At 73.1% G+C, this 25082-nt stretch carries 26 protein-coding genes; 16 read left to right on the top strand and 10 right to left on the bottom strand.

Annotation, left to right across the window (positions count from 1 at the left end):
* Positions 1-148 precede the first annotated feature (148 nt).
* From ACGF12_RS11255 to ACGF12_RS11245, 3 genes are all read right to left on the bottom strand, one after another.
* The gene (locus ACGF12_RS11255) at positions 149-352 is read right to left on the bottom strand and encodes a DUF397 domain-containing protein (RefSeq protein ID WP_393028034.1); all 204 of its coding nucleotides are present in this window, start codon (positions 350-352) and stop codon (positions 149-151) included.
* 73 nt (positions 353-425) lie between these two features.
* A complete protein-coding gene (locus ACGF12_RS11250) occupies positions 426-635 on the bottom strand; it encodes a DUF397 domain-containing protein (RefSeq protein WP_393028033.1) in 210 nt (69 codons plus the stop codon).
* Positions 632-1486, bottom strand: coding sequence for a helix-turn-helix domain-containing protein (locus ACGF12_RS11245; RefSeq protein WP_393028032.1), 855 nt, complete (start codon positions 1484-1486; stop codon positions 632-634). Before ACGF12_RS11245 ends, ACGF12_RS11250 begins: the two co-directional genes overlap by 4 nt.
* Positions 1487-1733: 247 nt before the next feature.
* Here ACGF12_RS11245 and ACGF12_RS11240 point away from each other — a divergent pair, with 247 nt between their 5' ends.
* From ACGF12_RS11240 to ACGF12_RS11225, 4 genes are all read left to right on the top strand, one after another.
* Complete coding sequence (locus ACGF12_RS11240) at positions 1734-2126, top strand: ATP-binding protein (RefSeq protein ID WP_393028031.1); 393 nt, start codon at positions 1734-1736, stop codon at positions 2124-2126.
* Positions 2123-2398: a hypothetical protein gene (locus ACGF12_RS11235; protein ID WP_393028030.1), complete on the top strand. Its 276-nt coding sequence runs from the start codon at positions 2123-2125 to the stop codon at positions 2396-2398. The genes ACGF12_RS11240 and ACGF12_RS11235 overlap by 4 nt, the downstream gene beginning before the upstream one ends.
* Entirely contained in the window at positions 2395-2571 is a 177-nt protein-coding gene (locus ACGF12_RS11230; RefSeq protein WP_393028029.1) for a hypothetical protein, read from the top strand. The genes ACGF12_RS11235 and ACGF12_RS11230 overlap by 4 nt, the downstream gene beginning before the upstream one ends.
* Positions 2572-2670: 99 nt before the next feature.
* Entirely contained in the window at positions 2671-3063 is a 393-nt protein-coding gene (locus ACGF12_RS11225) for a hypothetical protein (protein ID WP_393028028.1), read from the top strand.
* 51 nt (positions 3064-3114) lie between these two features.
* Here ACGF12_RS11225 and ACGF12_RS11220 read toward each other — a convergent pair whose 3' ends face one another.
* Positions 3115-3522 (bottom strand): hypothetical protein, encoded by a 408-nt coding sequence (locus ACGF12_RS11220; RefSeq protein ID WP_393028027.1) that lies wholly within the window; start codon positions 3520-3522, stop codon positions 3115-3117.
* Between the two features lie 341 nt (positions 3523-3863).
* A complete protein-coding gene (locus tag ACGF12_RS11215; protein ID WP_393028040.1) occupies positions 3864-4298 on the bottom strand; it encodes an SRPBCC family protein in 435 nt (144 codons plus the stop codon).
* 98 nt (positions 4299-4396) lie between these two features.
* On the opposite strand from ACGF12_RS11215, the gene ACGF12_RS11210 reads away from it, so the two are divergent.
* From ACGF12_RS11210 to ACGF12_RS11195, 4 genes are all read left to right on the top strand, one after another.
* Positions 4397-5035: a formylglycine-generating enzyme family protein gene (locus ACGF12_RS11210; protein WP_393028026.1), complete on the top strand. Its 639-nt coding sequence runs from the start codon at positions 4397-4399 to the stop codon at positions 5033-5035.
* Positions 5036-5135: 100 nt separating this feature from the next.
* Positions 5136-5657, top strand: a complete 522-nt coding sequence (locus ACGF12_RS11205; RefSeq protein ID WP_393028025.1) for a GNAT family N-acetyltransferase — start codon at positions 5136-5138, stop codon at positions 5655-5657.
* Positions 5658-6226: 569 nt separating this feature from the next.
* Entirely contained in the window at positions 6227-7714 is a 1488-nt protein-coding gene (locus tag ACGF12_RS11200; RefSeq protein ID WP_393028024.1) for a hypothetical protein, read from the top strand.
* A gap of 229 nt (positions 7715-7943) precedes the next feature.
* Positions 7944-8627 (top strand): DUF4232 domain-containing protein, encoded by a 684-nt coding sequence (locus ACGF12_RS11195; protein ID WP_393028023.1) that lies wholly within the window; start codon positions 7944-7946, stop codon positions 8625-8627.
* Positions 8628-8659: 32 nt separating this feature from the next.
* Here the strand turns inward: ACGF12_RS11195 and soxR are convergent, their stop codons facing one another.
* Entirely contained in the window at positions 8660-9169 is a 510-nt protein-coding gene (soxR, locus tag ACGF12_RS11190) for a redox-sensitive transcriptional activator SoxR (RefSeq protein WP_393028022.1), read from the bottom strand.
* Between the two features lie 140 nt (positions 9170-9309).
* Between soxR and ACGF12_RS11185 the strand changes: the two genes are divergently transcribed.
* Complete coding sequence (locus ACGF12_RS11185; protein WP_393028039.1) at positions 9310-9978, top strand: thiamine pyrophosphate-dependent enzyme; 669 nt, start codon at positions 9310-9312, stop codon at positions 9976-9978.
* Positions 9979-10023: 45 nt separating this feature from the next.
* Complete coding sequence (locus ACGF12_RS11180; RefSeq protein ID WP_393028021.1) at positions 10024-10917, top strand: transketolase family protein; 894 nt, start codon at positions 10024-10026, stop codon at positions 10915-10917.
* 16 nt (positions 10918-10933) lie between these two features.
* Here ACGF12_RS11180 and treZ read toward each other — a convergent pair whose 3' ends face one another.
* The 3 genes from treZ to glgX form a co-directional block, all read right to left on the bottom strand.
* Positions 10934-12664 carry a malto-oligosyltrehalose trehalohydrolase gene (treZ, locus tag ACGF12_RS11175; RefSeq protein ID WP_393028020.1) on the bottom strand — a complete coding sequence of 577 codons (1731 nt, stop codon included), beginning with the start codon at positions 12662-12664 and terminating at the stop codon, positions 10934-10936.
* A gap of 2 nt (positions 12665-12666) precedes the next feature.
* Positions 12667-15147, bottom strand: a complete 2481-nt coding sequence (gene treY / locus ACGF12_RS11170) for a malto-oligosyltrehalose synthase (RefSeq protein WP_393028019.1) — start codon at positions 15145-15147, stop codon at positions 12667-12669.
* 79 nt (positions 15148-15226) lie between these two features.
* Complete coding sequence (gene glgX, locus ACGF12_RS11165) at positions 15227-17350, bottom strand: glycogen debranching protein GlgX (RefSeq protein WP_393028018.1); 2124 nt, start codon at positions 17348-17350, stop codon at positions 15227-15229.
* A gap of 409 nt (positions 17351-17759) precedes the next feature.
* On the opposite strand from glgX, the gene ACGF12_RS11160 reads away from it, so the two are divergent.
* The 6 genes from ACGF12_RS11160 (at position 17760) to ACGF12_RS11135 (ending at position 24019) form a co-directional block, all read left to right on the top strand.
* The gene (locus tag ACGF12_RS11160; RefSeq protein ID WP_393028017.1) at positions 17760-19034 is read left to right on the top strand and encodes an SAV2148 family HEPN domain-containing protein; all 1275 of its coding nucleotides are present in this window, start codon (positions 17760-17762) and stop codon (positions 19032-19034) included.
* A gap of 64 nt (positions 19035-19098) precedes the next feature.
* Positions 19099-19614 carry a GNAT family N-acetyltransferase gene (locus ACGF12_RS11155; protein ID WP_393028016.1) on the top strand — a complete coding sequence of 172 codons (516 nt, stop codon included), beginning with the start codon at positions 19099-19101 and terminating at the stop codon, positions 19612-19614.
* Positions 19615-19693: 79 nt separating this feature from the next.
* On the top strand, positions 19694-20443 hold the full coding sequence (locus tag ACGF12_RS11150) for an ABC transporter ATP-binding protein (RefSeq protein WP_393028015.1): 750 nt from the start codon (positions 19694-19696) through the stop codon (positions 20441-20443).
* Entirely contained in the window at positions 20440-22416 is a 1977-nt protein-coding gene (locus ACGF12_RS11145) for an FtsX-like permease family protein (RefSeq protein WP_393028014.1), read from the top strand. Before ACGF12_RS11150 ends, ACGF12_RS11145 begins: the two co-directional genes overlap by 4 nt.
* Before the next feature lie 368 nt (positions 22417-22784).
* On the top strand, positions 22785-23513 hold the full coding sequence (locus ACGF12_RS11140; RefSeq protein ID WP_393028013.1) for an exonuclease domain-containing protein: 729 nt from the start codon (positions 22785-22787) through the stop codon (positions 23511-23513).
* 32 nt (positions 23514-23545) lie between these two features.
* Positions 23546-24019 carry a GNAT family N-acetyltransferase gene (locus tag ACGF12_RS11135; protein ID WP_393028038.1) on the top strand — a complete coding sequence of 158 codons (474 nt, stop codon included), beginning with the start codon at positions 23546-23548 and terminating at the stop codon, positions 24017-24019.
* A 3-nt stretch (positions 24020-24022) separates the two neighbouring features.
* Here ACGF12_RS11135 and ACGF12_RS11130 read toward each other — a convergent pair whose 3' ends face one another.
* Positions 24023-24832, bottom strand: coding sequence for a DUF1963 domain-containing protein (locus ACGF12_RS11130; protein WP_393028012.1), 810 nt, complete (start codon positions 24830-24832; stop codon positions 24023-24025).
* Positions 24833-25082: the final 250 nt, after the last annotated feature.

The following is a 25082-nucleotide window of genomic DNA, read 5'->3' as shown; positions in this document are numbered from 1 at the left end:
GGGCCCGGTGGCTGGGCTTTGTGGTGGTGCACAAGGTGTGGCGTTGCGGGGGTTGCCTTCGCACATAGGGTGGCGGCCTGCGCGGTGGGGCCACAGCCGGGGGGGGGCGGCCCCGGGTGGCACGGGGGGCCGCCCGGTGGGGAGTGCGTCAGCGGCTGGTCGGGAAGTCGTCGGAGCGGATGCCGGCGATGAAGGAGCGCCAGGCATCGCGGCTGAAGCTGAGCGCCGGGCCGTGGGGGTCCTTGCTGTCGCGGACCGGGATGATGTCGGTGATGCCGTCGGCGACTTCGATGCAGTCGCCGCCTGCGGCATTGCTGTAGCTGCTCTTGCGCCATTCCAGGTCAGGTGACATGCGGATGACCTCCTGAAGCCACCAGTTGGGGGTGGGCTGCCCCGCGTCGTGCGGGGCAGCCCACGGTACTGGGTCAGTTGGTGGTCGGGAACTCGTTGGCGCGGATACCGGCCACGAATGCGCTCCAGGCACTGGCGTCGAAGCTGAGTACCGGGCCATGTGGGTCTTTACTGTCCCGGACCGGAACGAGTCCATCGGAACAGACAGCAACTTCAACGCAGTCGCCGTCGCCATTGCTGTAAGTGCTCTTGCGCCAAGTGGCTTTGTGGGATCGATCTCTCATATGTCGTACTCCTCTGCGACGTTCCTCAACCAGGAGATGGCCTTCTCGGGTTGGACCGATGAGGCCATGAGTCGGTGGAATACGTCTTCATGGCGAGCAATCTCAGTTTGCTCCTCGACGTACGTCTTGCTGGTGATGGTTTCGGAGTAGGCGACACTGCCAACGATGTCGCTGAACGAGAAGACCGAGAAGGATGAGCCCATCGCGGCATGCGCACCAGCGGAGAAGGGGAGTACTTGCACAGTGATGTTCGGGTGCTGTTCTGCCAGGTCGGCGATGTGCCGTAGCTGCTCTGCCATGACAGTGTGGTCACCGACTGGGCGACGGATAACTGCTTCGCCGAAGATTGCCCAGATGTGCGGCGGGTTGTGACGATCGAGGATCCGCTGACGCTCCATTCGGAGGGCGAGCCTGCGTTCGACCCCTTCAACTGACTCTGTTGGCTGCATCGAGCGGATCACGTTCCGTGCGTAGGCCTCGGTCTGCAGCAGTCCAGGGACCAACTCGCACTGAAACGTCAGGATCTTTGTGGCGTCGGATTCGAAGCCGACATAGGCGCGGAATCGTTCCGGGACCGCCTCGCCGAACGCGTGCCACCAGCCCTGCTGGCGGCTCTGTCGCGTCAGGCTGAGGAAGTGCTTCACTTCGTCGGGTGAAGTGACGCCGTAGTGGGCGAGGAGCTTTGCGGCGTCGCGCTCTTGTAGCGGTACCAAGCCGCTCTCGATGCGGCTCAGCTTCGAGGCGGACCAACCCAGCGCAGCGGCGACGTCCTTGGCGTTCAGCTCGCGCGCGGCGCGCAACTTGCCAAGCTCGCCGCCGAGCCTACGCCGCAGCACGGTTGGACTGCTCATGCGTCACGCTCCCTGGCCGTTCGCTTCCTTGCATAGTTTGCCACCCTTCCCGGCACCCAATCGCGATGCATGATCGTGCAATTGCTCGGGTGAAGCGGTTGCATGCAATTGCTCTGCCAGGGCATGCTACAGGGAGTAGTCCGTCGGGTCGCCTGAGTGATCACGACTGGTCTACGACCGGGCATTCCTTTGCCTTTGCTCGGCCGTCACATGGCTTCAACCCCTCTCCCTGGAAGGTGACTTCGCCATGTCTCGAAACTCCTCCGCCGTCTGGCTCCCGCGCAGCCGCCGCTCCCCGGCCATCGCTCGCCAGCGACTGTCCGTCCTCCTCTCCGCCAGCCCCGACGGGAAGCGCTTCCTCGACTCCGGGCTCGTGGTCGCGACCGAACTCGTCACAAACGCCGTCCTGCACGGCACGCCGGTCGGGCACCTCATCTACTTGGCGCTGGACGTCGACCCGACCCGCCTTCGCATCGAGGTCCACGACGCCCGGGGCGACCACCTCCCCGCCATCTCCGCGCCCGGTCTCGACGGCGAGACCGGGCGCGGCCTCCGCCTCGTCGACTCGCTCACCAAGCGCTGGGGCTGCTGCCCCCGTCGGCCGGTCGGCAAGATCGTCTGGGGCGAGGTGGCCGCGTGAGGGCCGATCACGACATCCTCGTGGAGATCCCCGGCGTCAAGCCGCCGGGCGTCCGCATTCTCAACCCCTCGACGCTCGAATCGATCTGGGAGTCGATCCGCTTCGTCCCGATGTCCCGCGCCCAGCTCCAGATCCTGGAGCGTCGCTTCACCGGCCCCTGTGCCGAGCGTGACGTCATCCGCCACCTCGCCGGGAACCCCGTCCTCGTCGTCCCCGTCGGCGAGCACGAGGTGCGCATCAGCTGGGCGAACCCGGCCGGGGAGCCCGCGTGATCGACCGCGCCCGGGGCTGGTGGTTCCGGCACTGCTCCCGTACTCGCGTCGCCCGTCTCATGCGTGCCGAACGGCGCCGACTGGAGGCGGAGTTGGCGCTGTGGTTGCCCGAGGCTTCCGCGGCTGTCCGCCGACGGGTGCTCGCCTCGATCGAGGAGGGTGAATCCACCTAATCGCGCCCGCCCCTGCGTGCTAGGTTTGAACGCGTTCAAAGAGGGGGTGTGGCTGTGGTTCCCGTGAGTGCGAGGTGGTCGGCCAGTGCGGCGGTTGCCGTGTTCGTCGTGCCCCTGGTGCTCCTCGCGGTGACGCGCGACGGGGTCGGTCTGCAGCTCTTCCTGTGCGCGGTCGGGCTGTTGACCGCCGCCATCTGTGCCGTGCCGGTCTTCTGCCGTCGCCAGGACCGGTTCCGGGTCGCCTGTGCGGCGGCCGGGTTCACGGTCGCCGGGGTGTGGGTGCCGTTGCTGATCCTCGGCCTCCTGGCCGTCCTGGGCTTGGGCGGTTGGGTCTGGTACCTCGCGTTCCTGTTCATGCCGGTCGCGGCGATCGCCGCGCTGATCGCCGCCTTCCAGCGGGCTCGCGGGCCCGAGTGCGGTCGGGTGGCGGTCGCTCTCGGGTGGTCGGCGGCGGCCGCCTCGGTCGCCTGCTGGTTCCCGCTGGTCGCCTGAGGCCGGCCGACCCGACACGGCGTCGGGCTGACCGGCCTCATCGCTTCACGGTCAGCCGGCGACGACGGTGGCCCAGGTCCTGGCGCGCGTGAGCTCGGCGTCGGCGATGTACGCGGAGAGGTCCACCGAGGACCTGGTCCACGCGCCGTCGGGCGAGGTGACGCTCACCGGTACGGTCGCGGCCGACAGCACGCTGGTACAGGGAACGTGGACCGAGCCACGGCCCGAGGTGCCGGCCTGCGAGGCCTGCACGGTGATGGCGGCCGACTGGAAGTCCGCCAGGCACCGGTAGGTGACCGAGACGTTCAGCGTCTGCCCGGCATCCGCCACGCTGGCGCTGTTGACGCCTATCAAGAGGGTCCCGGCGTGCGCGGGTGCGGTGGCGAGGGCCACGCCGACCGTGGCGAGGGCGGGGACGGCCAGGTATCGGGCGAACTTCGTGCGAATGGATGCGCTCATGACAGCCTTCTCTCGGCGATGGTGGCATCGGGCATGGTGAGGTGCTCGCGGTGAGCTCCCGCGCCCCCATGCTGCTGTCCGCTGCGGGCCGGGGTGTCGGGAGAGTTGGCAGACGTCTGAAATGGCACTGCGATGTGGCGTGGAGTCGCCCCGGCCTCGTGCTCCCGGCGTCGAGAGCGCGGCACTCGTCCTCGCATCGGCTGCCCGGCCGGTCGCGCGATCATCCTGGGCACCCGCAGCACGCCGAGCGGTTCATGCCCAGCTGGACGTGATCGGTGCGGCGTGGGGGGGGGGGGGGGCGGGGGCCCGGCCCCCCCCCCCCCCCCCCCCCGCCGGGCACCTCAGCCCGCGAAGTGCTCGCGCAGGGCGGCCAGGCCGGAGGTGAAGACGCCGTGCACCCGGTCGGAGGACTCCTTGCGGTGCTCGGGCTCGATGTCGAAGGTGACGCTCCACTCCACGAAGCTGGCGCCCAGTTCGGTCACCGGGGTGACCCGCAGGGTGGACCGGTAGCCGTCGAAGTGGAAGGTGCCGTCGGGGAAGCTGTAGGTGTAGCTGCGGGCCTCCTCGTCGTAGGCGACCAGGGTCTCGTGCAGCACGACGCCGTCGGGCAGTTCGAATACCCGGACCGCGCCGATCGCGTTGCCCGTCAGCTCGTTGCCGAGCCGGCTCGGCGGCAGGTGCGGGTGCCAGCCGCCGAGGCCGTGGAAGTCCCCGACCAGTTCCCACACCCGCTCGGCCGGAGCCTCCACCACCGTGCTGACCTTGATGCCCGCCATGCTCGTCACCGCCGTTTCTGACGTACCGTAAGGACGGGCTCCATCCTCGGGCCGGCGGCGGGGTGGACGCCAGGGGGCAGGCCGTAGGATCGCCGATCATGGACCCGAGAACCGGACTGATCGCCGTTCCGCCCGGCCGCGTCACGCTCTCCGACCGCCGCACGCAGCGGAGTTGGGAGGTCGACGTCGCCGCGTACGAGCTGGCCGCCTGTCCGGTCACCCGCGAACAGTACGAGGGCGTCGCGGGCGACCGCCGCCCCGCACACAGCGTCTCGTGGCTCGACGCCGTCCGCTGGTGCAACAAGCTCTCCGGGCGCGAAGGTCTCAGGCCCGCCTACGAGTTGGACGGCGAGGACGTCGCCTGGGACCGCGCCGCCGACGGCTACCGGCTGCCCACCGAGGCCGAGTGGGAGCACGCCTGCCGCGCCGGTACGGACGGGCCGCGCTACGGCCCGCTGGACGAGATCGCCTGGCACCGCGGCAACTCCGGCGAACGCGCGCACGAGGTCGGCGAGCTACGGCCCAACGCGTACGGGCTGTACGACCTGCTCGGCAACGTGTGGGAGTGGTGCTGGGAGCTCTACGACCCCGAGGTGTACGGCAGCTACCGTGTCCTGCGCGGCGGCGGCTGGTTCGACGAGCACTGGAGTTGCCGCGCCTCCGTCCGCCGCCGCAGCCACCCGACCCTGCGGATCGACGACGTCGGCTTCCGGCTCGCGCGGTCGACCGGCCCCTGATCCCGGGATCCAAACCCTCTGACCCCGGGCGCGGGACTCGCACCGGCTCGCGGGCCGCATCCTGAGGAACTGTCAAACGATCTAGAACGTTGGCGCCTTCGTGAACCCAGAGAAGATCTTCCTCCGCCCGATCGCCGAAGCCGACCTCCCGGCCTTCGACGAGCTGATCAACGACCCCGAAACGGCGGGCGAGTTCCAGTGGTACGGCTGGGGGGACCCCAACCGGTTCCGCCGCCGGTGGGCCGAGAACGGGCTACTCGGCGACGAGCAGTCGATATTCGCGGTCGCCACCGAGGGCGAGTTCCTCGGCTTCGTCGCCGCCATGCGGAAGGGCCCCCGGCCGGCCGCTTCGTACTGGAGCATCGGCGCGCAGCTGATGCCGCAGGCCCGCGGGCGCGGCATCGGCACCCAGGCCCAACGGCTGCTGGTGGACTACCTGTTCGCGTACACGCCGGTGATGCGCCTGGAGGCGGACACCGAGGCCGGCAACCTCGCCGAGCAGCGCGTCCTGGAGAAGCTGGGCTTCACCCGTGAGGGGGTTCACCGGGCGATGAACTTCCGGGGCGGGCAGTGGCGCGACATGGTCTACTACAGCCTGCTGCGCACCGACCCGCGCCCCTAAGGGCTCCTGACGAATGTGGCGGGCCTGACCTGCGGGAACGAGGCGTACCGGTCGGTCGCAGCCTGAGCCCGGAAGGATGCGCCGGTCGGCCCTCGTGCAAGCATCGCAGATCCGGATCACACGTGAACGGCCGCGGGACACCTCACTCGCACAACACGTCCCTCACGGCCACGTCCGCTTTCTCGTCAATCTGTAGCACGAGGCACGATCTCAGCAGAGATGAACCCCATGGACTGCACGCGGTCACCGGAGCTGGGCATCGCCGCAGCGGCTGTGACCCGCCGACCTCGCATGCTCCGTCGGCCGGGGGTCCGCTGGAAGATCCGTAAGAACGTCGGTTTTCGTCAGGAGTCCTGAGCCCCTTCGTGGGTCGCTCCTCGGGCTCATCCCTGGGCCGGCGTGCCGAACAGCTGGAGGTTTCGGCCGGAAGCCGGGCGGTGGCGGGTTTCCGGCCGACCTCGCGCACGGGCGTTGACCGGTCGCCCCAAGCGGCGCTTGGCTCTTCCTCAACCGGGCTCGGGGGGTGTTCGAGCCCGGCACCGTGATCAGTCATCAGGGGAGGATGATCCATGACCACCGCCCGTACCCGCCGCTGGTCGGCCCGCGCCGCCGCAGTCCTGGTGGCCGTCGTCGTGGCCGGCACCGCGATGCCGGCCGCCGAGGCCCGGCCGCCCAAGGGTGACACCGCCCGCGTCAGTGAAGGATCCAAGGGGGAGCAGCTCGACGGCAGCTCGTCCGCGCTCGGGCTGAGCGACGACGGCCGCTACGCGCTGTTCTCCTCGGCGGCGACCAACCTGCTGCCCCAGGAGGGCACCCCGAACATGGACGAGATCTACGTGCGGGACCTGCGCAACGGCCACGTCGAGCGGGTCAGTGTCGCCGACGACGGCTCCCGGCTGAACGCCCTGACCTCCGAGGCCTCGATCAGCGGCGACGGCCGGTACGTCGCGTTCAGCACCACCGCCACCAATGTGGTGCCCGACCAGCCCAAGCACCGCAGCGACATCTACGTCCGCGACCTCTGGACCGGCAGCACCGAGCTGGTCACCGAAGGCGGCCTGCCCAGCACCGACGACCAGAGCGGCCGCGACGCCATGAGCCCCTCGATCAGCGGGGACGGTCGCTACGTCGCCTACGTCTCCGACCGCACCGACCTCGCCCCCGCCACCGAGAACCGCGGCGGGAAGAACATCTACGTCACCGACCGCTGGACCCGGACCACCCGACTGGTCAGCGCCGACCTGAACGGCCGGCCCGGCAACCGCGCCTCCTACTTCCCGACGATCAGCGCGGACGGCTCCACCATCGGCTTCGGCTCCATGGCGGGCAACCTGCTCTCGGCGGCCCCGGCCGACTCCACCGCCCCGGCCGACTCCACCGCCCCGACCGACTTCGCCGACGCGGGCCTCGCTGACGACACCGGCCCCGCCGACGACCCCGGCACCGCTGCCGACACCGGATCCGCACCCGGGGCCGGCTCCGCCAGGTTGGCGCCCCTGCCCCACTACCACCCCTACTACGTCTGGAAGGCCGACACCGGCCGGATCACCGTCGGAAGCCTGAACGAGGCCGGGCGGACGGCCGGTGCCCGCCCCGACGCCCGGGTCAGCCCGGACGGCCGCTACACGGTCTACAGCCTCGCGTCGCAAGGCACCGGGGTGCCCGGCCACGGCGACACACAGATGAACGTGTACGTGCAGGAGCTGGCCACCGGCAAGGTCACCAGGGTCAGCACCGGCCTGCCGGGCACGACCCCGAACGGCAGCTCGTCCGCGGGCGTCATGACCGCCGACGACCGCTGGGTCTACTTCGAATCCGCCGCCGACAACCTGGTCCCCGGCGACACCAACCAGGTCACCGACGTGTTCCGTCGCGACCTGTCGACCGGGACGATCGAACGGGTCAGCCTCACCCGTGACGGCGAGCAGAGCAACGCGACCGCCTACGGCCCCTACGTGGACGCCGACGGTGACACGGCGATCTTCACCGCCCAGGACGGCAACCTGGTGCCGGGGGACACCAACCTCCAGTGGGACGTCTTCCTGCGCCGCCTGTGAGGCTCTGACTCCCGGGGGGGGGAAACGCTCGTTGAGGAGTGAGGGGAGGGTGCGGCGTGGTGGGCCTGGCGGTTCGCCGTGTCAACCGCGCCGCACCTGACTGCATGTCACAGTGCTGTCCTGGTCGTGTCCTGACGATTGTGACGCTGCGCATGCCACCAAAAGCCGTCGGCCGACCGTCTTGTGGTGTGTCCAAGCAGTCAGCACGCATCGTCATCGGGGAGCCGCCATGTCCGTCCGTCACCGTCGTCCGCTGCTCGCTTCCGCCGTCCTCGTCGTCGGGGCGGGGCTCGCGTTGACCGCCTGCGGGCCCGACAACTCCGACTCGGCCGGCGGCTCGGCGCCCTCCGCGACCACCACGGTGGCCGCCCCGCCCTCGAAGGCGGGCGGGCCGGCCGCGCACCCCACCACCCACACGTCGCCGAGCGGCGCCCAGTCCGATGGGGGGAGTGCCGGCTCCGCCGCCCGCCCGTGCGACATCCAGAACCTCTCGATCCACGTGACGGCCCGCGCCGGGGCTCCCAGCCAGTGGGTGATCGACGTGCGCAACACCGGTGCGAGTGCCTGCAGTCTGAGCTCCACCCCGGGGGTCGACCTGGGCAACTCCGGCTCGCCCGACCAGAGCAAGAACATCAAGCCGGTGCTCGCCAGCGGCACCTCGCGCTTCGCGGTCCCGGCGGGCAAGAACGCCTACGCGGTGATCGACCTCGACCCGAGCGGCGCCACCACCGGCACCGCCCCCGGTATCAACGAACTCAACGTCCTGGCCGACCAGGAGGGCACCAACATGCCCCTCGCGAACACCCAGAACTTCCCGCTCCCCAGCGGCGTACACATCCTGAACCCCCGGATGGGCCTCTACCGGGCCGGCGTGGCGGAAGCGGTCACCTCCATGACGGCCGCCCCCAAGTAGCTGTGACAAGTCGGCCGCCAGGCAAGGGGTTTTCAGCGCTCGCCGTCGAGCTCCGCGGCCGGGTCGTGGGCACGCAGGTAGTGGGCGCCGGGGCCGGCCCGGCCGAGCCGGTCGTCGGCGTTGTGCAGGGCGCAGCGGGTGAGTGAGAGGCAGCCGCAGCCGATGCAGCCGGTGAGTCTGGCCTTGAGCCGTTCGAGTTCGGCGATCTGCTCGTCGATCCGGTCCTGCCAGGCGGTGGCGACCCGGTCCCATTCGGTGCCGCTGGGGGCGGGGCGCTCGGGCAGGCGGTCCAGGGCGTCGCGGGCCTCGTCGAGGGAGAGGCCGACCCGCTGGGCGGCGCGTACGAAGGCGATCCGGCGCAGCGTGCCGCGGGAGTAGCGGCGCTGGCCGCCGCTGGTGCGGGTGGCCTGGATCAGACCGAGGCTCTCGTAGTAGCGCAGCGCGGAGTGGGCGAGGCCGCTACGGGCGGAGAGCTGACCGATGGTGAGCAGGTCGACCGGGCGCGGGCAGGCGGCGCGGGCGTCGTCGGATTTCGCCGTCATGGGTGCTCAGTGTAGCCGCTTGACTTCAAGTCCGCTTGAAGTTGCACGATCGTGGCATGACGACGAAGACGCAGGGCGGGACGACGCGGACGAGCACGGAGACCGCCGGTCGGGCCCGCTTCGAGGACCTCCAGGCGCTGATGGCGCTGATGACCGGTGACGAGAAGCACGACGTCGCGGCCACCTCCACGCTGGACGCGCTCTGGGTGCTGTACGACCGGGTGCTGCGGGTCGCCCCCGACACCGCCGAGGCGCCGGAGCGCGACCGCTTCCTGCTCTCCAAGGGCCACGGCCCGATGGCCTACTACGCGGTGCTGACGGCCAAGGGCTTCATCGACCCCGCCGTCCTGCCGGGCTTCGGCGGCTACGACTCCCCGCTGGGCTACCACCCGGACCGCACCCTGCTGCCCGGCGTGGAGATCTCCTCCGGCTCGCTCGGCCACGGCCTGCCGCTGGCCGTCGGCACCGCGCTCGGCCTGCGGGCGCAGGGGCTGACCGATCCGGCGGTGTGGGTTCTGGTCGGTGACGCCGAGTTCGACGAGGGCTCCAACCACGAGGCGGTCGCCTTCGCCGGCGCGTACGGGCTGGACCGGCTGCACGTGGTGGTGATCGACAACTCCTCGGCCACCCACGGCTGGCAGGGCGGCATCGCCCAGCGGTTCGCGGCCGCGGGCTGGTCCACCGCGACGGTGGACGGCCGCGACCACGAGGCCCTGTACCGCGCCTACACCGCCGAGCACCCGGGCCGCCCGCACGTGGTGGTCGCCCGGGTGGAGCCGAAGACCACGGGCGAGCCGAAGAACGCCTGACCGCTCCCGCAAGCCAACCGACCCGCAGCGAAAGGCACTTCCCCGATGGACACCATGCGCGAGCGCTTCGTCGCCGTCACCACCCGCCTGCTGGACGAGGACCCCCGGCTGGCCGTCGTGCTGGCCGACATCACCGCCGCCGCCTTCGAGCCGGCCCGCGAGCGCCACCCCGACCGGGTGGTCAACGTCGGCATCCGCGAGCAGCTGCTGATCGGCGCGGCCGGCGGCATGGTGCTCGGCGGGATGCGCCCGATCGCCCACACCTTCGCCGGCTTCCTGGTGGAACGGCCCTTCGAGCAGCTCAAGTTGAGCCTGGTCCACCAGGGCGTCGGCGCCGTCCTGGTCAGCGCGGGCGGCTCCTACGACAACCCGGCGGCCGGCCGCACCCACATGTCCCCGGGCGACGTCGCCCTGCTGGACACCCTGCCGGACTGGACGGTGCACGTGCCGGGCCACCCGGACGAGGCCGAGCAACTGCTGAAGCACGCCGTCGCGGACGGCGACCGCAATGTGTACGTCCGGCTCTCCAACCACCAGAACGCCGCGCCCGTCGCGGTCGAGCCGGGCCGCTTCACCACCGTGCGGGCCGGTTCGCGCGGCGTGGTGCTCGCCGTCGGCCCGATGCTGGACGCGGTGCTGGCCGCCACCGAGGGCCTGGACGCCACCGTGCTGTACGCGGCGACGGTGCGCCCCTTCGACGCCGCAGGGCTGCGCGCCGCGGTCGGCGAGCGGGCGGACGTGGTGCTGGTGGAGCCGTACCTGGCGGGCACCTCGGCGAACGAGGCGCACGCGGCGCTGGCCGACCGCCCGCACCGGCTGCTGGCCCTGGGCGTGCCGCGCGAGGAGCACCGGCACTACGGCTCGATGGCGGAGCACCTGAGCGCCTACGGCCTGGACGCGCCCGCGCTGCGGGAGCGGATCGGCACCTTCCTCTGGTAGCTCAAACTTTGGTAGCTCAAACGCGTACGACCGCCACCGCGTCCGGCCCCAGCCGCACCGCCGTCCCCTCCAGCGCCGCCGCCCCGAAGGCCGCCACCAGCTCCCGCCCCGCGGCCTCCAGCGGCAGCGCCGCCTCGGCCGTGCCGAGGTTGACCGCCACCCGGTACGGCCCCCGGTGCACCACCAGCCAGCCGGCCGCCTCCTCGAACGCGACCCGCACCGCGCCCAGGTCCGGGTCGGACAGCTCCGGGCGCTCGCGCCGCAGCCGGAGCAACCGCCGGTACCAGCGGAGGAGTTCGGCGTGCGGGGCGCGCCGGGGCTCGGTCCAGTCGAGGACGGAGCGCAGCACGGTGGCCGGCTCCTGCGGGTCCGGGACGGCCTCGGCGGCCCAGCCGTGCTCGGCGAACTCCCGCCGCCGGCCCCGGCGGACGGCCTCCGCCAGGGCGGGGTCGGTGTGGTCGGTGAAGTACTGCCAGGGCGTCGCGGCGCCCCACTCCTCGCCCATGAACAGCATCGGGGTGAACGGCGAGGTGAGCACCAGTGCGGCGCCGCAGGCGAGCCGGCCGGTGGACACGGTGCTGGAGAGGCGGTCCCCGAGCGCCCGGTTGCCGACCTGGTCGTGGGTCTGCAGGTAGCCGAGCAGCCGGTGGCCCGCGCCCGGCGGGAACGGCCGTCCGTGGCTACGCCCCCGGAAGGAGGACCAGGTGCCGTCGTGGAAGAACCCGCGCCGTAGCGTCTTCGCGACGGCGGCGAGCGGCGCGCGCGCGAAGTCCCCGTAGTAGCCGTGGGATTCGCCGGTGAGCGCGCAGTGCAGGGCGTGGTGGAAGTCGTCGCTCCACTGCGCGGTGAGGCCCTGGCCGCCGGCCTCGCGGGCGGCGGTGGTGCGCGGGGTGTTGCGGTCGGACTCGGCCACCAGGAACAGCGGCCGGTTGACGGCCACCGCCAACTTCTCGACTTCGGACGAGAGTTCCTCCAGGAAGTGGACCGCCCGGTCGTCCGCGAGGGCGTGCACCGCGTCCAGCCGCAGGCCGTCGATCCGGTAGTCGCGCAGCCAGGTCAGCGCGCTGTCGATCAGGTAGCGGCGCACCTCGTCCGAGTCGGGGGCGTCCAGGTTGACCGCCGAGCCCCACGGGGTCTGGTGCCGCTCGGTGAAGTACGGGCCGTACAGCGGAAGGTAGTTGCCGGACGGGCCGAGGTGGTTGTGCACCACGTCCAGCACCACCCCGAGGCCCTTGCGGTGCGCGGCGTCCACGAAGCGCTTGAGCCCCTCGGGCCCGCCGTAGGGCTCGTGGACGGCCCACAGCGAGACCCCGTCGTAGCCCCAGCCGTGTTTGCCGGGGAACGGGCAGACCGGCATCAGCTCGACGAAGTCCACGCCCAGCTCGACCAGGTGGTCCAGGTGGTCGGCGGCGGCGTCGAAGGTACCGCGCGCGGTGAAGGTGCCGATGTGCAGCTCGTACAGCACCGCGCCGGGCAGCGGGCGGCCGCGCCAGCCGGTCTGCGACCAGCGGAAGGCGGTGTGGTCCACCGCGCGGCTGGGGCCGTCGGGTCCGTGCGGCTGCCGGGGCGAGCGCGGGTCGGGCAGCGGTGGGCCGCCGTCGAGGCGGAAGGCGTAGTCGCCCTCGGGGGCCTCGCCGGCCCACCAGCCGTCCCGGTCCGGGCTGCGGGCCAACTCGTGGTCGAATCCGTTGATGCGGACGGTGACGCGGGAAGTCGCGAACGGCGCCCACACCTCGTAGTGCGGCATGCTCAGCCCCTCCTCGTCAACAGCGCCACCGGGGCGTCCGCCAGCAGCTCCGCCACCGGCACCGCCCCGGCCGGGAAGGCGCGCAGTGTCAGCTCGTCCGTCCAGGCCCCGCCCGCGGGCAGCTCCAGGACGGTGTCCCGCCAGCCGCCCGCCCGGGCCAGCCCGTACGGCAGCCGGGTGACGGCGGTGATCACGTCCTCGCCCCGGGCGAAGGCCAGCAGGTGGTCGCTGGCGAGGTCCACGGCGGTCAGCGGGCGGTAGGCGCCGAGCGGGCGGGAGCGGCGCAGGTGCAGCGCGGTGACGGTCAGGTGCAGCTTCTCGCGGGCGAGGTCGCCGGGGCGCGCCGTGGCCGAGTCGGTGAGCCGCACGGCGAGCGCGCCGAGGTCGACCACGCCCCGGTTGTCCGGGTCCACCAGGGTGTACAGCGGCTCCTCGCTGCCCTGGTAGAGGTCGGGCACGCCCGGGACGGTCAGGTGCAGCAGCGCGGCGGCCAGGGTGTTGGCGCGGGCGTGGGGGGCGATCGCGTGCACCTGGCCCTCGATCCGGGGGAGCAGCCCGGGGTTGCCGTACACCGAGCGCGCCCGCTGCTCCAGGGCCTGTTCGTAGTCGGCGTCGGGGGTTGTCCAGGAGGTGTGCAGCTTGGCCTCGCGGGCGGCTTTGAGCAGGGCGGCGACCAGCCGGTCCGGGTCGATCGGCCAGGCGGCGACCAGGGTGTGCCAGAGCAGCCAGTCGGCGTCACGGTCGAATCCGGGCCCGGCGGCGGTGGACCAGGCGGCGGCCTCGGCGGCCCAGGCGTCGGGCTGCTCGGCGAGGACGGCGAGCCGGGCCCGGGCGTCGGCGCTGCGCTTGGTGTCGTGGGTGGAGAGCGCGGTCATGCTGTGCGGCCAGGTGCGCTCCAGGTAGCGGCACCAGTCGTGGAACTCGGCCGGGTGCACCCCGGGCCGGGAGGGCTCGCCGCCGACCTCGTTGAGGCCGGGCAGCGCGTTCCAGCGGTAGAAGGCGGTGTCCTCGACGCCCTTGGCGGCCACCGCGGCGGCGGTCTGCGCGAAGCGGGCGCAGAACTCGTCCTTGTCCGGGCCGCGCCCCAGTTCGCCGAGGGCCAGCGCGGCCACCAGGCGCTCGGTCGGATCCTCGGAGCCGGTGGTTCGCAGCGGGTCGTCGACGACGGGCTCCCCCGGGAGCGCGTAGGGCCGGTACGCCGGGTAGTCGCTGAGCAGCCGCCGCAGCGTGGCGCGCAGCTGCCAGGGCGGGTGGTCGGCGTGGGCGGGTTCGGCGGCGCCGATCCGCAGCGCGATCCGCACCAGCCGCTCGACCTCGGCGGCCAGCTCGCCGCCGGGCCCGGTCATGTCGGCCCGGCCGCGCCGGGCGGCGGCGATCGCCGGGTGCGGGTCCTGGCAGGGGTCGCGGACCGGCCCGCCGTGCAGGAAGGACTCGTACGCGCCCGCGAGCCGGCAGGCGCCCGCGTGGTCGGTGAGCACACCGTCGATCCGGCGCAGCGCGTCGTACCCGGTGGTGCCGGCCACCGGCCAGTCCTCGGGCAGCCGCTCCTCGCCGGTGAGGATCTTCTCGACCACTACGTACGCCCCGCCGGTCCCCGACGCCCCGCCGGTGGTCCCCGACGTCCCGCCGGTGGTCCCCGACGCCCCGCCGGTGGCCGCTGCCAGGCGGCGCAGGTAGCCGCGCGGGTCGGCGAGTCCGTCCGGGTGGTCGATCCGGAAGCCGTCCAGGATGCCGTCGGCATGCAGCCGCAGCAGCACCGCGTGGGTGGCGGCGAAGACCTCGGGCTCCTCGACCCGGACGGCGATCAGCTCGTTGACGGTGAAGAAGCGCCGGTAGTTGAGTTCGGTGCGGGCGAGGCGCCACCAGGCGAGCCGGTACCACTGTCGGGCGAGCAGCTCGGTGAGCGGCAGGCCCGCGGTGCCCGGCCGCAGCGGCAGCTCGTGCCGGTGGTAGCGCAGCACCTCGCCGTCCACCGTCAGCTGGTCCAGTACGGCGCCGAGCCGGTCGCCCAGCAGCGGCAGCAGCACCCGCCCGCGCCCGGGGGCGTCGGTGGGGCCGGGCTGGGCGGCCCAGTCGATGTCGAACCAGCGCGCGTACGGCGAGTCGGGCCCGTCCCGCAGCACCTGCCAGAGCGGCCCGTTGAGCCGTTCGGGGACGGGTACGGCCATGTGGTTGGGCACCACGTCGGCGATCAGCCCCATTCCGTGCCGGTGCGCCTCGGCGGCCAGGGCGCGCAGCGCAGCCTCGCCGCCGAGCTGCTCGCTGATCCGGGTGTGGTCGACGGTGTCGTAGCCGTGGGTGGAGCCGGGGGCGGCCTCCAGCAGCGGGGACAGGTGCAGGTGGGAGACGCCGAGGGCGGCCAGGTAGGGCACGGCGGCGGTGGCGTCACGCAGGGTGAAGCCCGGCTGGAGCTGGAGGCGGTACGAGGACGTGGGGACGGTGGCGGCCGGGCGGGGCTGCGCGGGCTCGGCGGCGGAGGTCATGTGTCCATAGGTACCCGGCCCGGCCCGCCGCCAAGACCCGCTGCTGGCCCGAACAGGTGAGCGCATCGGTGCGCACGGGCTAGGCGGGCCGCTGCAGCACCATCAGCGAGCGGTCGATGAGCCAGAGCGTGTCCCCGGCCTTGACCCTCGTCCCCGTGCCCGGGGCGGGCAGCCGGGGCTGGGCGGTGTCGACCACGACCTGCCACTCCTGCCCGTGGCCGGCCGGCACGGCGAACTCCAGCGGCTCGAAGTGGGCGTTGAACATCAGCAGGAAGGAGTCGTCGACGATCCGCCCGCCGCGCCGGTCCGGCTCGGAGATGGCGTAGCCGTTCAGGAAGACGGTCAGCGACTTGGCGTAGCTGGCGCCCCAGTTGCGCTTGGTCATCTCCTCCCCGGTGGGGGTGAACCAGGCGATGTCGGTGAGGTCGTCGTACCCGCCGGACGCGGAGACCGGCCGCCCGTGGAAGAACCGCCGCCGCCGGAACACCGGGTGGTCGCGGCGCAGCCAGATCATCCCCTGGGTGAACTCCAGCAGCCGCGCCTGCGGCCCGTCGCCCTCGGGCCAGTGCACCCAGGTGAGCTCGTTGTCCTGACAGTAGGCGTTGTTGTTGCCCAGCTGGGTGCGGCCGAGCTCGTCGCCGTGCGAGAGCATCGGCACGCCCTGGGAGAGCATCAGGGTGGCGATGAGGTTGCGCTGCTGGCGCGCGCGCAGCTCCTCGACGGCCGGGTCGGTGCTGGGGCCCTCGACGCCGCAGTTCCAGGAGCGGTTGAAGGATTCGCCGTCCCGGTTGTCCTCGCCGTTGGCCTGGTTGTGCTTGTCGTTGTAGGAGACCAGGTCGCGCAGGGTGAAACCGTCGTGGCAGGTCACGAAGTTGATGGAGGCGATCGGGCGGCGGCCGTCGTCCTGGTAGAGGTCGGAGGAGCCGGTGAGCCGGGAGCCGAACTCGGCGAGGGCGGCGTTCTCGCCGCGCCACAGGTCGCGCACGGTGTCCCGGTACATGCCGTTCCACTCCGTCCACAGCGGCGGGAAGTTGCCGACCTGGTAGCCGCCCTCGCCGAGGTCCCAGGGCTCGGCGATCAGCTTGGCCTGGGAGACCACCGGGTCCTGCTGGACCAGGTCGAAGAAGGAGGAGAGCCGGTCGACCTCGTGGAACTGCCGGGCGAGGGTGGCGGCGAGGTCGAAGCGGAAGCCGTCGACGTGCATCTCGGTGACCCAGTAGCGCAGCGAGTCCATGATCAGCTGGAGCACGTGGGGGCTGCGCATCAGCAGGCTGTTGCCGGTGCCGGTGGTGTCCTCGTAGAAGCGCTGGTCCTGGGCGAGCCGGTAGTAGGAGACGTTGTCCAGGCCGCGCAGGGAGAGCGTGGGCCCGAGGTGGTTGCCCTCGGCGGTGTGGTTGTAGACGACGTCGAGGATCACCTCGATCCCGGCCGCGTGCAGCGCCTTGACCATCGACTTGAACTCCTGCACCTGCTGGCCGCGGTCGCCGGTGGAGGAGTAGGAGGAGTGCGGGGCGAAGAAGCCGATCGTGTTGTAGCCCCAGTAGTTGGCCAGGCCGAGGTCGCGCAGCCGGTGGTCGCGGACGAACTGGTGCACCGGCATCAGCTCGATCGCGGTGACGCCGAGCTTGGCCAGGTGCTCGATCACCGCCGGGTGGGCCAGGCCCGCGTAGGTGCCGCGGATCTCCTCGGGGATGCCCGGGTGCAGTCTGGTGAGGCCCTTGACGTGGGCCTCGTAGATGACGGTGCGGTGGTAGTCGGTGCGCGGAGGGTGGTCGGTGCCCCAGTCGAAGTACGGGTTGATCACCACCGAGTGCATGGTGTGCGGGGCGGAGTCGAGGTCGTTGCGGCGCTCGGGGGCGCCGAAGTGGTAGCCGTAGACCGACTCGTCCCAGTCGATGTGCCCGCTCATCGCCTTGGTGTACGGGTCCAGCAGTAGTTTGGCGCTGTTGTGCCGCTGGCCCAGGCCCGGGTTGTACGGGCCGTGCACGCGGAAGCCGTAGCGCTGGCCGGGTTGGACGCCCGGGAGGTAGGCGTGCCGGACGAAGGCGTCCGTCTCGCGCAGTTCGACGGCGGTCTCGGAGCCGTCCTCGTCGATCAGGCACAGCTCGATCCGGTCGGCGCTCTCGGAGAACACCGCGAAGTTGGTGCCGGCCCCGTCGTAGGTGGCGCCGAGGGGGTAGGGCTTACCGGGCCAGACCTGCATGAGTCCTCAACTTCCTTGCTGCCGACAGAAACTGGCATCTAGTCCGACAATCAGCCCGGACCCGGACGCTCTCTTCCCGGCCGGGCGGCCGGGCATGTGCGACGCTCGCGCGCCGTGACGCACGGCACAGCCCGCATACTCCCCGAGCGCTTCCCCGGCGGCCGGGAGACAGCGCAGGGGTTCGCCCGAACGGGTGTCCAGCGCAGAATCGTGTGAAGAGTGACGGCAGCCCGTGGCGAATGCGCCCGGTGGTGCGCGGGAGGCCCTCCGGCATCCGGCTGCGGGCGGATCGCGGCGAGCAGTACCCTTGATCGTCCGGCCGCCCCGGCCGCCCGGGCGGACCACCGACGGTCCGTCAACGGTCCCCGTGTCCGCGGGGGTCGGCCGCAGCAACCAGATGAGGTGGCGCATGGTGTTCCCCGCCGGCGGCCGCGGCTCCGGGCCCGACGGCCCCGACCGGGGCGGTACCCGCAGCGAGGCGCCCACGGTGGTCATGCGTCCCACCCTGACCGGCCGCGCACTGGTGCCCGCCCAGAGCGGCCCGGTCGAGGTCCCCGCCCTCGCCTGGTCCACCGGGGAGTGGGAGGACGCCTACCAGCGGGTACGGCTGTCCGGCCGCGCCTACGTCTGGCTCAACCTGGTCGAACAGCGGCTGCGCTCCCTGGTCGACGAGGTGCTGCACCCCATCTACGCCCCCGCCCACGGCGAGGACTGGGTCACCGCCGCCGCCGGACCGGCCGGCGAGGAGTGGGCCCACCGGGCCGGCGCCGTGCGCGAGGTCAGCCGCCGCAAGGGCTACCTGCTCGACCCGGCCGACGACGACCCGCTGGTCTTCCTCACCCTGCCCCAGCTGCGCGAACTGATGGTCCAGCACTGGCCCTGCTTCGAGCCGTACCTCGCCGACCGGCGCGAGATCGAACTCGCCCTGGACGAGCTGGAGGTGGCCCGGCACGTGGTCTCCCGCAACCGGGTGCTCACCCAGACCGTGCTGGCCCAGACCGAGCGCGCCGCCGCCCGGCTGCTCGCCGTCCTGGACGGCGGCGCGGGCGGGGTGCCCGCCGACGTGGTGGAGTCCCTGGTCGCCGGGCGCTACGCGGACGTGGTCGCGGTGCACGCCGACCGGGTCCGGCTGCAGCGCGACCTGCCCGTGGAGGACCTGCTGGAGGGCGCCCGGCGCCTCGACGCGCTCGGCATCGGCCTCGGCATGCTCTGCCAGAACTACACCGGCAAGCGCCTGGTGCGCCTGGCCGGGGAGGGCTGCCGGGTCCGGCTGCTGTTCCTCAACCCGGCGAGCAGCGCGGTGCGCCGCCGCGAACGCGAACTCGGGCTCTCGCGCGGCGAGTTGTCCCGCTCGATCGAGATGAACATCATGCACGTGCGCCGGGTCCGGGCCCGGCTGCGCGACCAGGGCGGCTTCGAGATCCGGGTCTTCGACGAGACCCCGCGCTTCACCGCCTACCTGGTCGAGGGCCCCCGCCCCACCGGCCAGGTCGGCGGCCGCCGCCAGAGCCGCGACCTCGGCGTCATCCAGCCCTACCTGCGCCGCTCCCGGGGCATGGAGTCCCCGGCGCTGATCCTGCGCGGCGGCGCCGGCCAGCAGCCGGGCGGCACCGAGCCGGGGCTGCTGGAGGTCTACCGCGAGGAGTTCGAGGGGGTCTGGGCGGACTCCCGGCCCGTGTCCTGAGCAGTGTCCTTCAAAAAAGGGGGGCGCTGGTCAGAGCCCTGTCGGCGGTGGAACACTGCCCGCCGTGAACAGTCTTCCCGTCTGGACCCTGGAACCCGCGGGCCACAAGGACCTCGAAGCCGTAGTCGAGCTCAAGGCCCAGGTCATGCGCGCCGACCTGGAACGCCTCGGCCGCTGGGACCCGACCCGCTCCCGGGAGCGGGTGCGGAAGTCCTTCTCCACCCGGTACACGTCCGTGCTGCTGGTCGAGGGCGCCTTCGCGGGCTGCGTCACGATCCGCCCCGACGAGCAGGGCGGGCGCCACCTGGAGCTGTTCTACCTCGCCCCGCACCTCCAGGGCCGCGGCCTCGGCACCGCCGTCCTGCGCCACCTCCTCGCCGAGGCCGACGCCGCCCGGGATCCGATGCGCCTGATCGTCCTCCAGGGCAGCGCCGCCCGGCGGCTGTACGAGCGGCACGGCTTCACCGTCGTCCACGAGGACCCGATCGACGTCTTCATGCTCCGGCAGCCGGCGCCGACCGCGAGCACCGCCCCGGACGCCGACGCCCTCGCTGAGGTGCCCGCCGAGGCCGTCGTCTGACGGGCGCTCATCCGGCGCCGTAACGATTCGCCCTCGCCGGCTGGTCCGCGCGACTTCGATCATGGTAGGTGTAGCCCCCGTGAAGATCACGGGGGATGACGGGGCCGTACTGCGCCTCGACGACGTACACCGCACCTACGGAACCGGGCCCGAAGCCGTACGGGCGCTCAGGGGGGTGGACGTCGCCTTCGGCCGCGGCACCTTCACCGCCGTCATGGGGCCCTCCGGCTCCGGCAAGAGCACGCTGCTGCAGTGCGGCGCCGGCCTCGACCGGCCCGACAGCGGCCGGGTCACCCTGGACGGGACCGACCTCGGCGGGCTGAACGAGACCCGGCTGACGGTCCTGCGGCGCCAGCAACTCGGCTTCGTCTTCCAGGCGTTCAACCTGGTCGGCTCGCTCACCGCGGAGCAGAACGTCGGCCTGCCGCTGCGCCTGGCCGGGCGCCGCCCCGACCGCGCCGAGGTGCACCGCGCGCTCGCCCAGGTCGGCCTCGGCGAACGCGCCGGCCACCTGCCCTCCCAGCTCTCCGGCGGCCAGCAGCAGCGCGTCGCCATCGCCCGCGCCCTGATCACCCGCCCCCGGATGCTGTTCGCCGACGAGCCGACCGGCGCCCTGGACAGCTCCAGCAGCCGCGATGTGCTCGCCCTGCTGCGCGACCTGGTGGACCACGAGGGCCAGAGCACCGTCATGGTCACCCACGACCCGGTCGCCGCCTCCTACGCCGACCGCGTGCTCTTCCTCGCCGACGGCCGGATCGTCGACGACATCCCCCACCCCACCGCCCAGCAGGTCGCCGAGCGGATGACCGCCCTGGAGCCGGCGGCATGAGCGAGCGAAGCGAGAGAACCGTCAAAAGGAGCTCGCTCGGCACCCTGCTGCCCGTCGCCGCCGCCGGTCTGCGCCGCCGCAAAGCCGCCTTCGCCGGCTCCTACGTCGCCCTCACCCTCGGTGTCACCCTGGTCGCCACCACCGGCAGCCTGCTGAACGAGACCGCCGGCGACGACTCCCCGCTCGGCGCGCCCTCGCTGCACAAGGTGCTCCAGTTCACCTCCGCGATGGCCGCCTTCGTCGCGGTCTTCGTGGTCGCCGGCACCTTCGCCTTCGCCGTCGCCCAGCGCCGCCAGGAGATCGCGATGCTGCGCGCCGTGGGCGCCACGCCCATGCAGATCGTCTGGCTGATCACCGGCGAGGCCGCCGTCGTCGCCCTGGTCTCCGCCGTCAGCGGCTGCCTGCTGTCGCTGCCCGGCGCACCCGCGCTGGCCGCCTGGCTGGTGGACCGCGGCGCCGCCCCCGAGGGGTTCGGCGCGCGGCCGGCCGTCGGCCCGATGCTGCTGGCCGCCGCCGTCGGCCTGGCGGTCGCCCTGCTCGGCGCCCTCGCCGCCGCCGTCCGGGCCGGGCGGGTGCGCGCCGTCGAGGCACTCGGCGACGCCGCCGCCGACCGCAAGGTGATGACCGGGCCGCGCTGGGCCTGCGCCGTCCTCGGCCTGCTCGGCCTGGTCGGCCTCGTCTCCTACTACCTGTCCGCGGCGAGCCTGCCGCCCGCCCCCGGCGACCAGCCCGACGACCCCCAGCTCGCCTCCCAGTGGGTGATGGGCGCCGACCTGGCCACCATCACCACCCTCGCCCTGTTCGCGCCGGTCGTCGTCCCGCTGCTGATCCGGCTGCTCAGCGCCCCGCTCGCCCGGCTCACCGCCGCCGCCCCGCTGCTCGCCCGGCAGAACGCGCTCACCGCGGTGCGCCGCACCGTCTCCACCGCCACCCCCGCCTTCCTCACCATCGCGCTCACCGGCACCATGGTCGGCTCCACCGCCGCCTTCGCCGACGCCATGACCTCCCAGAGCAAGGCCACCGCGGCCGCCCGGTACGTGCTGCGCCCGGGCACCGCGCCGCTGCCCGCCGACGCCGTTCACCGGCTCACCGCCGACCGGCCCGGCCTGCACGCCACCGCGACCACCTCCACCGTGGTCACCGGCCTGGGCGCGGACCGGCCCGCCTTCGACGACCACGGCGAGGACTCGGCCGCCAGCGTGCCGTCCGCCGCCACCGTCGTCGACGGCGACCTCGCCACCGCCTGGACCCTGCCCGCCGTCGAGGGCAGCGCCGCCGACCTGCGCGGCGCCACCCTCGCCGCCTCCGCCGACCAGGTCCGCGGCCACGGCTGGAAGCTCGGCGACCAGGTCAACCTGCGCCTCGCCGACGGCACCGTCGCCGGCCTGCGGCTCGCCCTGGTCTACCGCACCCAGCTCGGCCTGGACGAGGTCCTGCTCAGCGGCGAGGCCGTCTGCGCCCACCTGGCCGGCGCCCGCCCCGGGGCCGTCCACCTGAGCGCCGAACCCGCCGACCGGCTCGGCGGCGTGCTCACCGACGCCCAGGCCCCCGGGCCCGACCCGAACGCCCACTACGCCTGGATCGCGACCACCACGATCCTCGGCCCGGCCCTGCTCTACGCGCTGATCGCCGTCGTCAACACCATGGTGATGAGCGCCGCCGACCGCCGCCGGGACTTCGCGGTGCTGCGGCTGGCCGGGACGGTGCGCCGCCAGGTGCTGTGGATGGTCGCGCTGGAGGCCGTGCTGGTCGTCGGCGGCGCCGCCGTGCTCGCCCTCGCCGTCACCGCGCTCACCCAGTACGGCACCACGGCGCTGCTCAACCACCGGATCCTGGCCGGGCAGGCGAGTGTCGGCCTCGACCTGCCGTGGCTGCCGCTCGGCGCGGGCGCGGCCGTCTGCCTGGTGCTCGCCGTCGCCGCCAGCCTGCTGCCCAGCCGGCTCGCCCTGGCCGGCCCGGCGGCGACGCGGTAGGCCGTCCGGCAATCATTCGACAGGACCATTCGGCCCCGGTGTGCTCCCGAGCGCACCGGGGCCGACGACATGACGTGATCTCAGTAGTCCCACGGGTTCGGTCCGGCGATGACGCGGAGGAGAAGCTCCGTGACTGGGACGGATCGATCCCGTTCGATGGCGGCCGGGACCGGCTTCGGCCGCGTGGTGAGCTCGGCGACCGTGTTCGTGTCCAGCGGGGGGCAGTGCTCATGGCCGCTCCTGCACTCGGGTCCGAGGAACGGCCCAGGGCGGCCGAGCCCGTGATCGGCTCCCCAGTGGGTCGGGTTGTCGGTGGGGCGGGTGATGATAGGGGCTGTTTCGAGCGGCCGGACGGAAGGACAAACCTGATGAGCTGGTGGCAGCAGCCACTGGTCGGCTTCGACCTGGAGACCACGGGCACCGACCCGGCCGTGGACCGCATCGTCACGGCCGCGCTCGTGGACACGGTCGGCGCCGAGCGGGTGGCGGCCGCACACTGGCTGCTCGACCCCGGGATTCCGATCCCCGCCGAGGCGGAGGCCATCCACGGGATCGGGGACGAGGTGGCCCGCGGCAAGGGGCGGCCGGCCAAGGAGGCGGTGGAGGAGATAGCCGCCGCGCTCTGTGAGCGGATCGCGGCCGGGCGGCCGGTCGTGGCGTTCAACGCGCCGTTCGACCTGTCGCTGCTCGACGCGGAGCTGCGCCGGTACGGGCTGGCGACGCTCGCGGAGCGCCTGGGCGGGCCGGTCGGGCCGGTGCTGGACGCGCTGGTGATCGACCGGACCGTGGACAAGTACCGCAAGGGCTCGCGCACCCTGCAACGGGTGTGCGAGGTGTACGGGGTGGAGCTGACGGACGCGCACGAGGCGGGCAGCGACGCGCTGGCCGCCGTACGGGTCGCCGTCGCGCTGGGCGGGCGTTACCCGGCCGAGGTGGGGGAGGTCGCGCCGGCCGAGCTGCACCGGCGGCAGATCGGCTGGTACCGGGAGTGGGCCGAGGGCCTGCAGGCCTGGCTGCGCCGCGGCAAGGACCCGCTGGCCGTGGTCGACCCGCGCTGGCCGTCCAGACCGTCGGACCTGCCGGACGCGGCCGGATGACGGAACGCGGCCGGACGGCCGGACGCGGCCCGATAGCCGTCCGGCCCGCCCGCCCCGACGACCTGCCCGGCTTCCTCGCCCTGGCCGCCGAGGTCGAGCACTGGTTCGGCCCGATGGTGGCCGAGCCCGGCTTCCACCGGGCCGTGCGCAAGTGCGTCGACCGGGGGCTCGCGACGGTTGCGGAAGGGGACGGCGAAGGCCTGCTCGGCGGACTGCTGTTCGGCACCGACGGCACCACGCCCCCGCGGCACCACCTGCACTGGCTGGTGGTCGCCGACCGCGCCCGGGGCACCGGCCTCGGCCGCGCCCTGGTCGAGGACGCGCTGCGCCGCCACGTCCGCGCCCCGGCCGTCGTCGAGGTGGTGACCTTCGGGCCGGACCACCCCGGCGCGGTGACCAGCGGCGCCCGGGTGTTCTACGAACGGCTGGGCTTCACCCCGGCCGAGGCCGCCGAACCCGGGCCGGAGGGCGGATCCCGCCAGGTCTACCGGCGCCACCTCGGCTGACCCCTACTGCAGGTCGAGGCCCACCGGATGCGCCACGTCCACCGGGCAGACGAACACGTGCAGTTCCCCGTGCCGCCCCACGGACAGATCCGGGTCCCCGCCGCTCTCCACCGTCAGCAGGTGCGCCATCCGCTCGCCGCAGCGGCCGCAGTCGACCGCGATCAGGTCGGTGGAGTGCCAGGACGGCCAGCCGCCCAGCTTCCAGCCATCCGCCCGGCCCGGGTCGCGCTCGTACTCGATGCCCTGCCGCGCCGCGAACTCCTCGACGGCGCGGCTGAGTTCCCCGGGCAGCTCGTCCCGGTCGGGCAGGTCGAGGACCTGCTCGGGGCGCAGCGCGCACGGCTGCGGCAGGTACTCCTTCTCGCTGCGCCGGGGCGGCGGGGGAGCGACGGGGGTGAGGTCGGCGGCGCGCTGCCAGCGCAGTTCGACGGCGGGGCCGTAGTAGAACCGCTCGCCCTGGATGTCGTCGTGGTCGTTGGGGCACCAGAGCACCTGGAGCCGGTCGGTGCCCTCCGGCCAGGGCAGGTGCGGGGCGTCCTCGACGCGTAGGTGGGCGAGGGGGACCAGGGCCGTCGCGGCGGCGGGCTCCTCGGTGACCTTCCGGGGGAACCCGTACTCGTCCTCCGGGTGCCCGGCGGTGCAGTGCGGCCAGGGCTCGCCGGCCGGCCACAGCGCCGGGCCGCCGATCCGGCCGCCGCGCGGGTCGGCGTCGGGCGCCGCGTACGGGTGCAGCAGGGTGGCGGGCCGCAGGTAGCGGGCGAGCCCGGGTACGGCGGCGACGAGTTCGGCGGCGCTGAGCGGGGTGTCGGTCACGCCGCCCCACCCTAGGGCCCGTTTTCACGCCCGGGGCGGCGGCCCCGGTCCGGGTGGACGTCATGTGCGGCCCGGGATAGGGGAGTTGGGCGTTTGCTGCCGCTGCCGTGCCGTGATGCCGGTGCGACGGCGGGGCGGCGGGGGCGGGGGGGGGGGGGCCCGGCCCCCCCCCCCCCCGGGGGGCCCGGGGGGCCCCCCCCCCCGGCCGCCCCCGCGGCCCCGACCCCCGTCCCCGCGGGGCCCACCCCCC

This window comes from Kitasatospora sp. NPDC048296 (assembly GCF_043201815.1).
GTDB lineage: Bacteria > Actinomycetota > Actinomycetes > Streptomycetales > Streptomycetaceae > Kitasatospora.
This window is presented reverse-complemented; position numbering and strand designations above follow the sequence as displayed.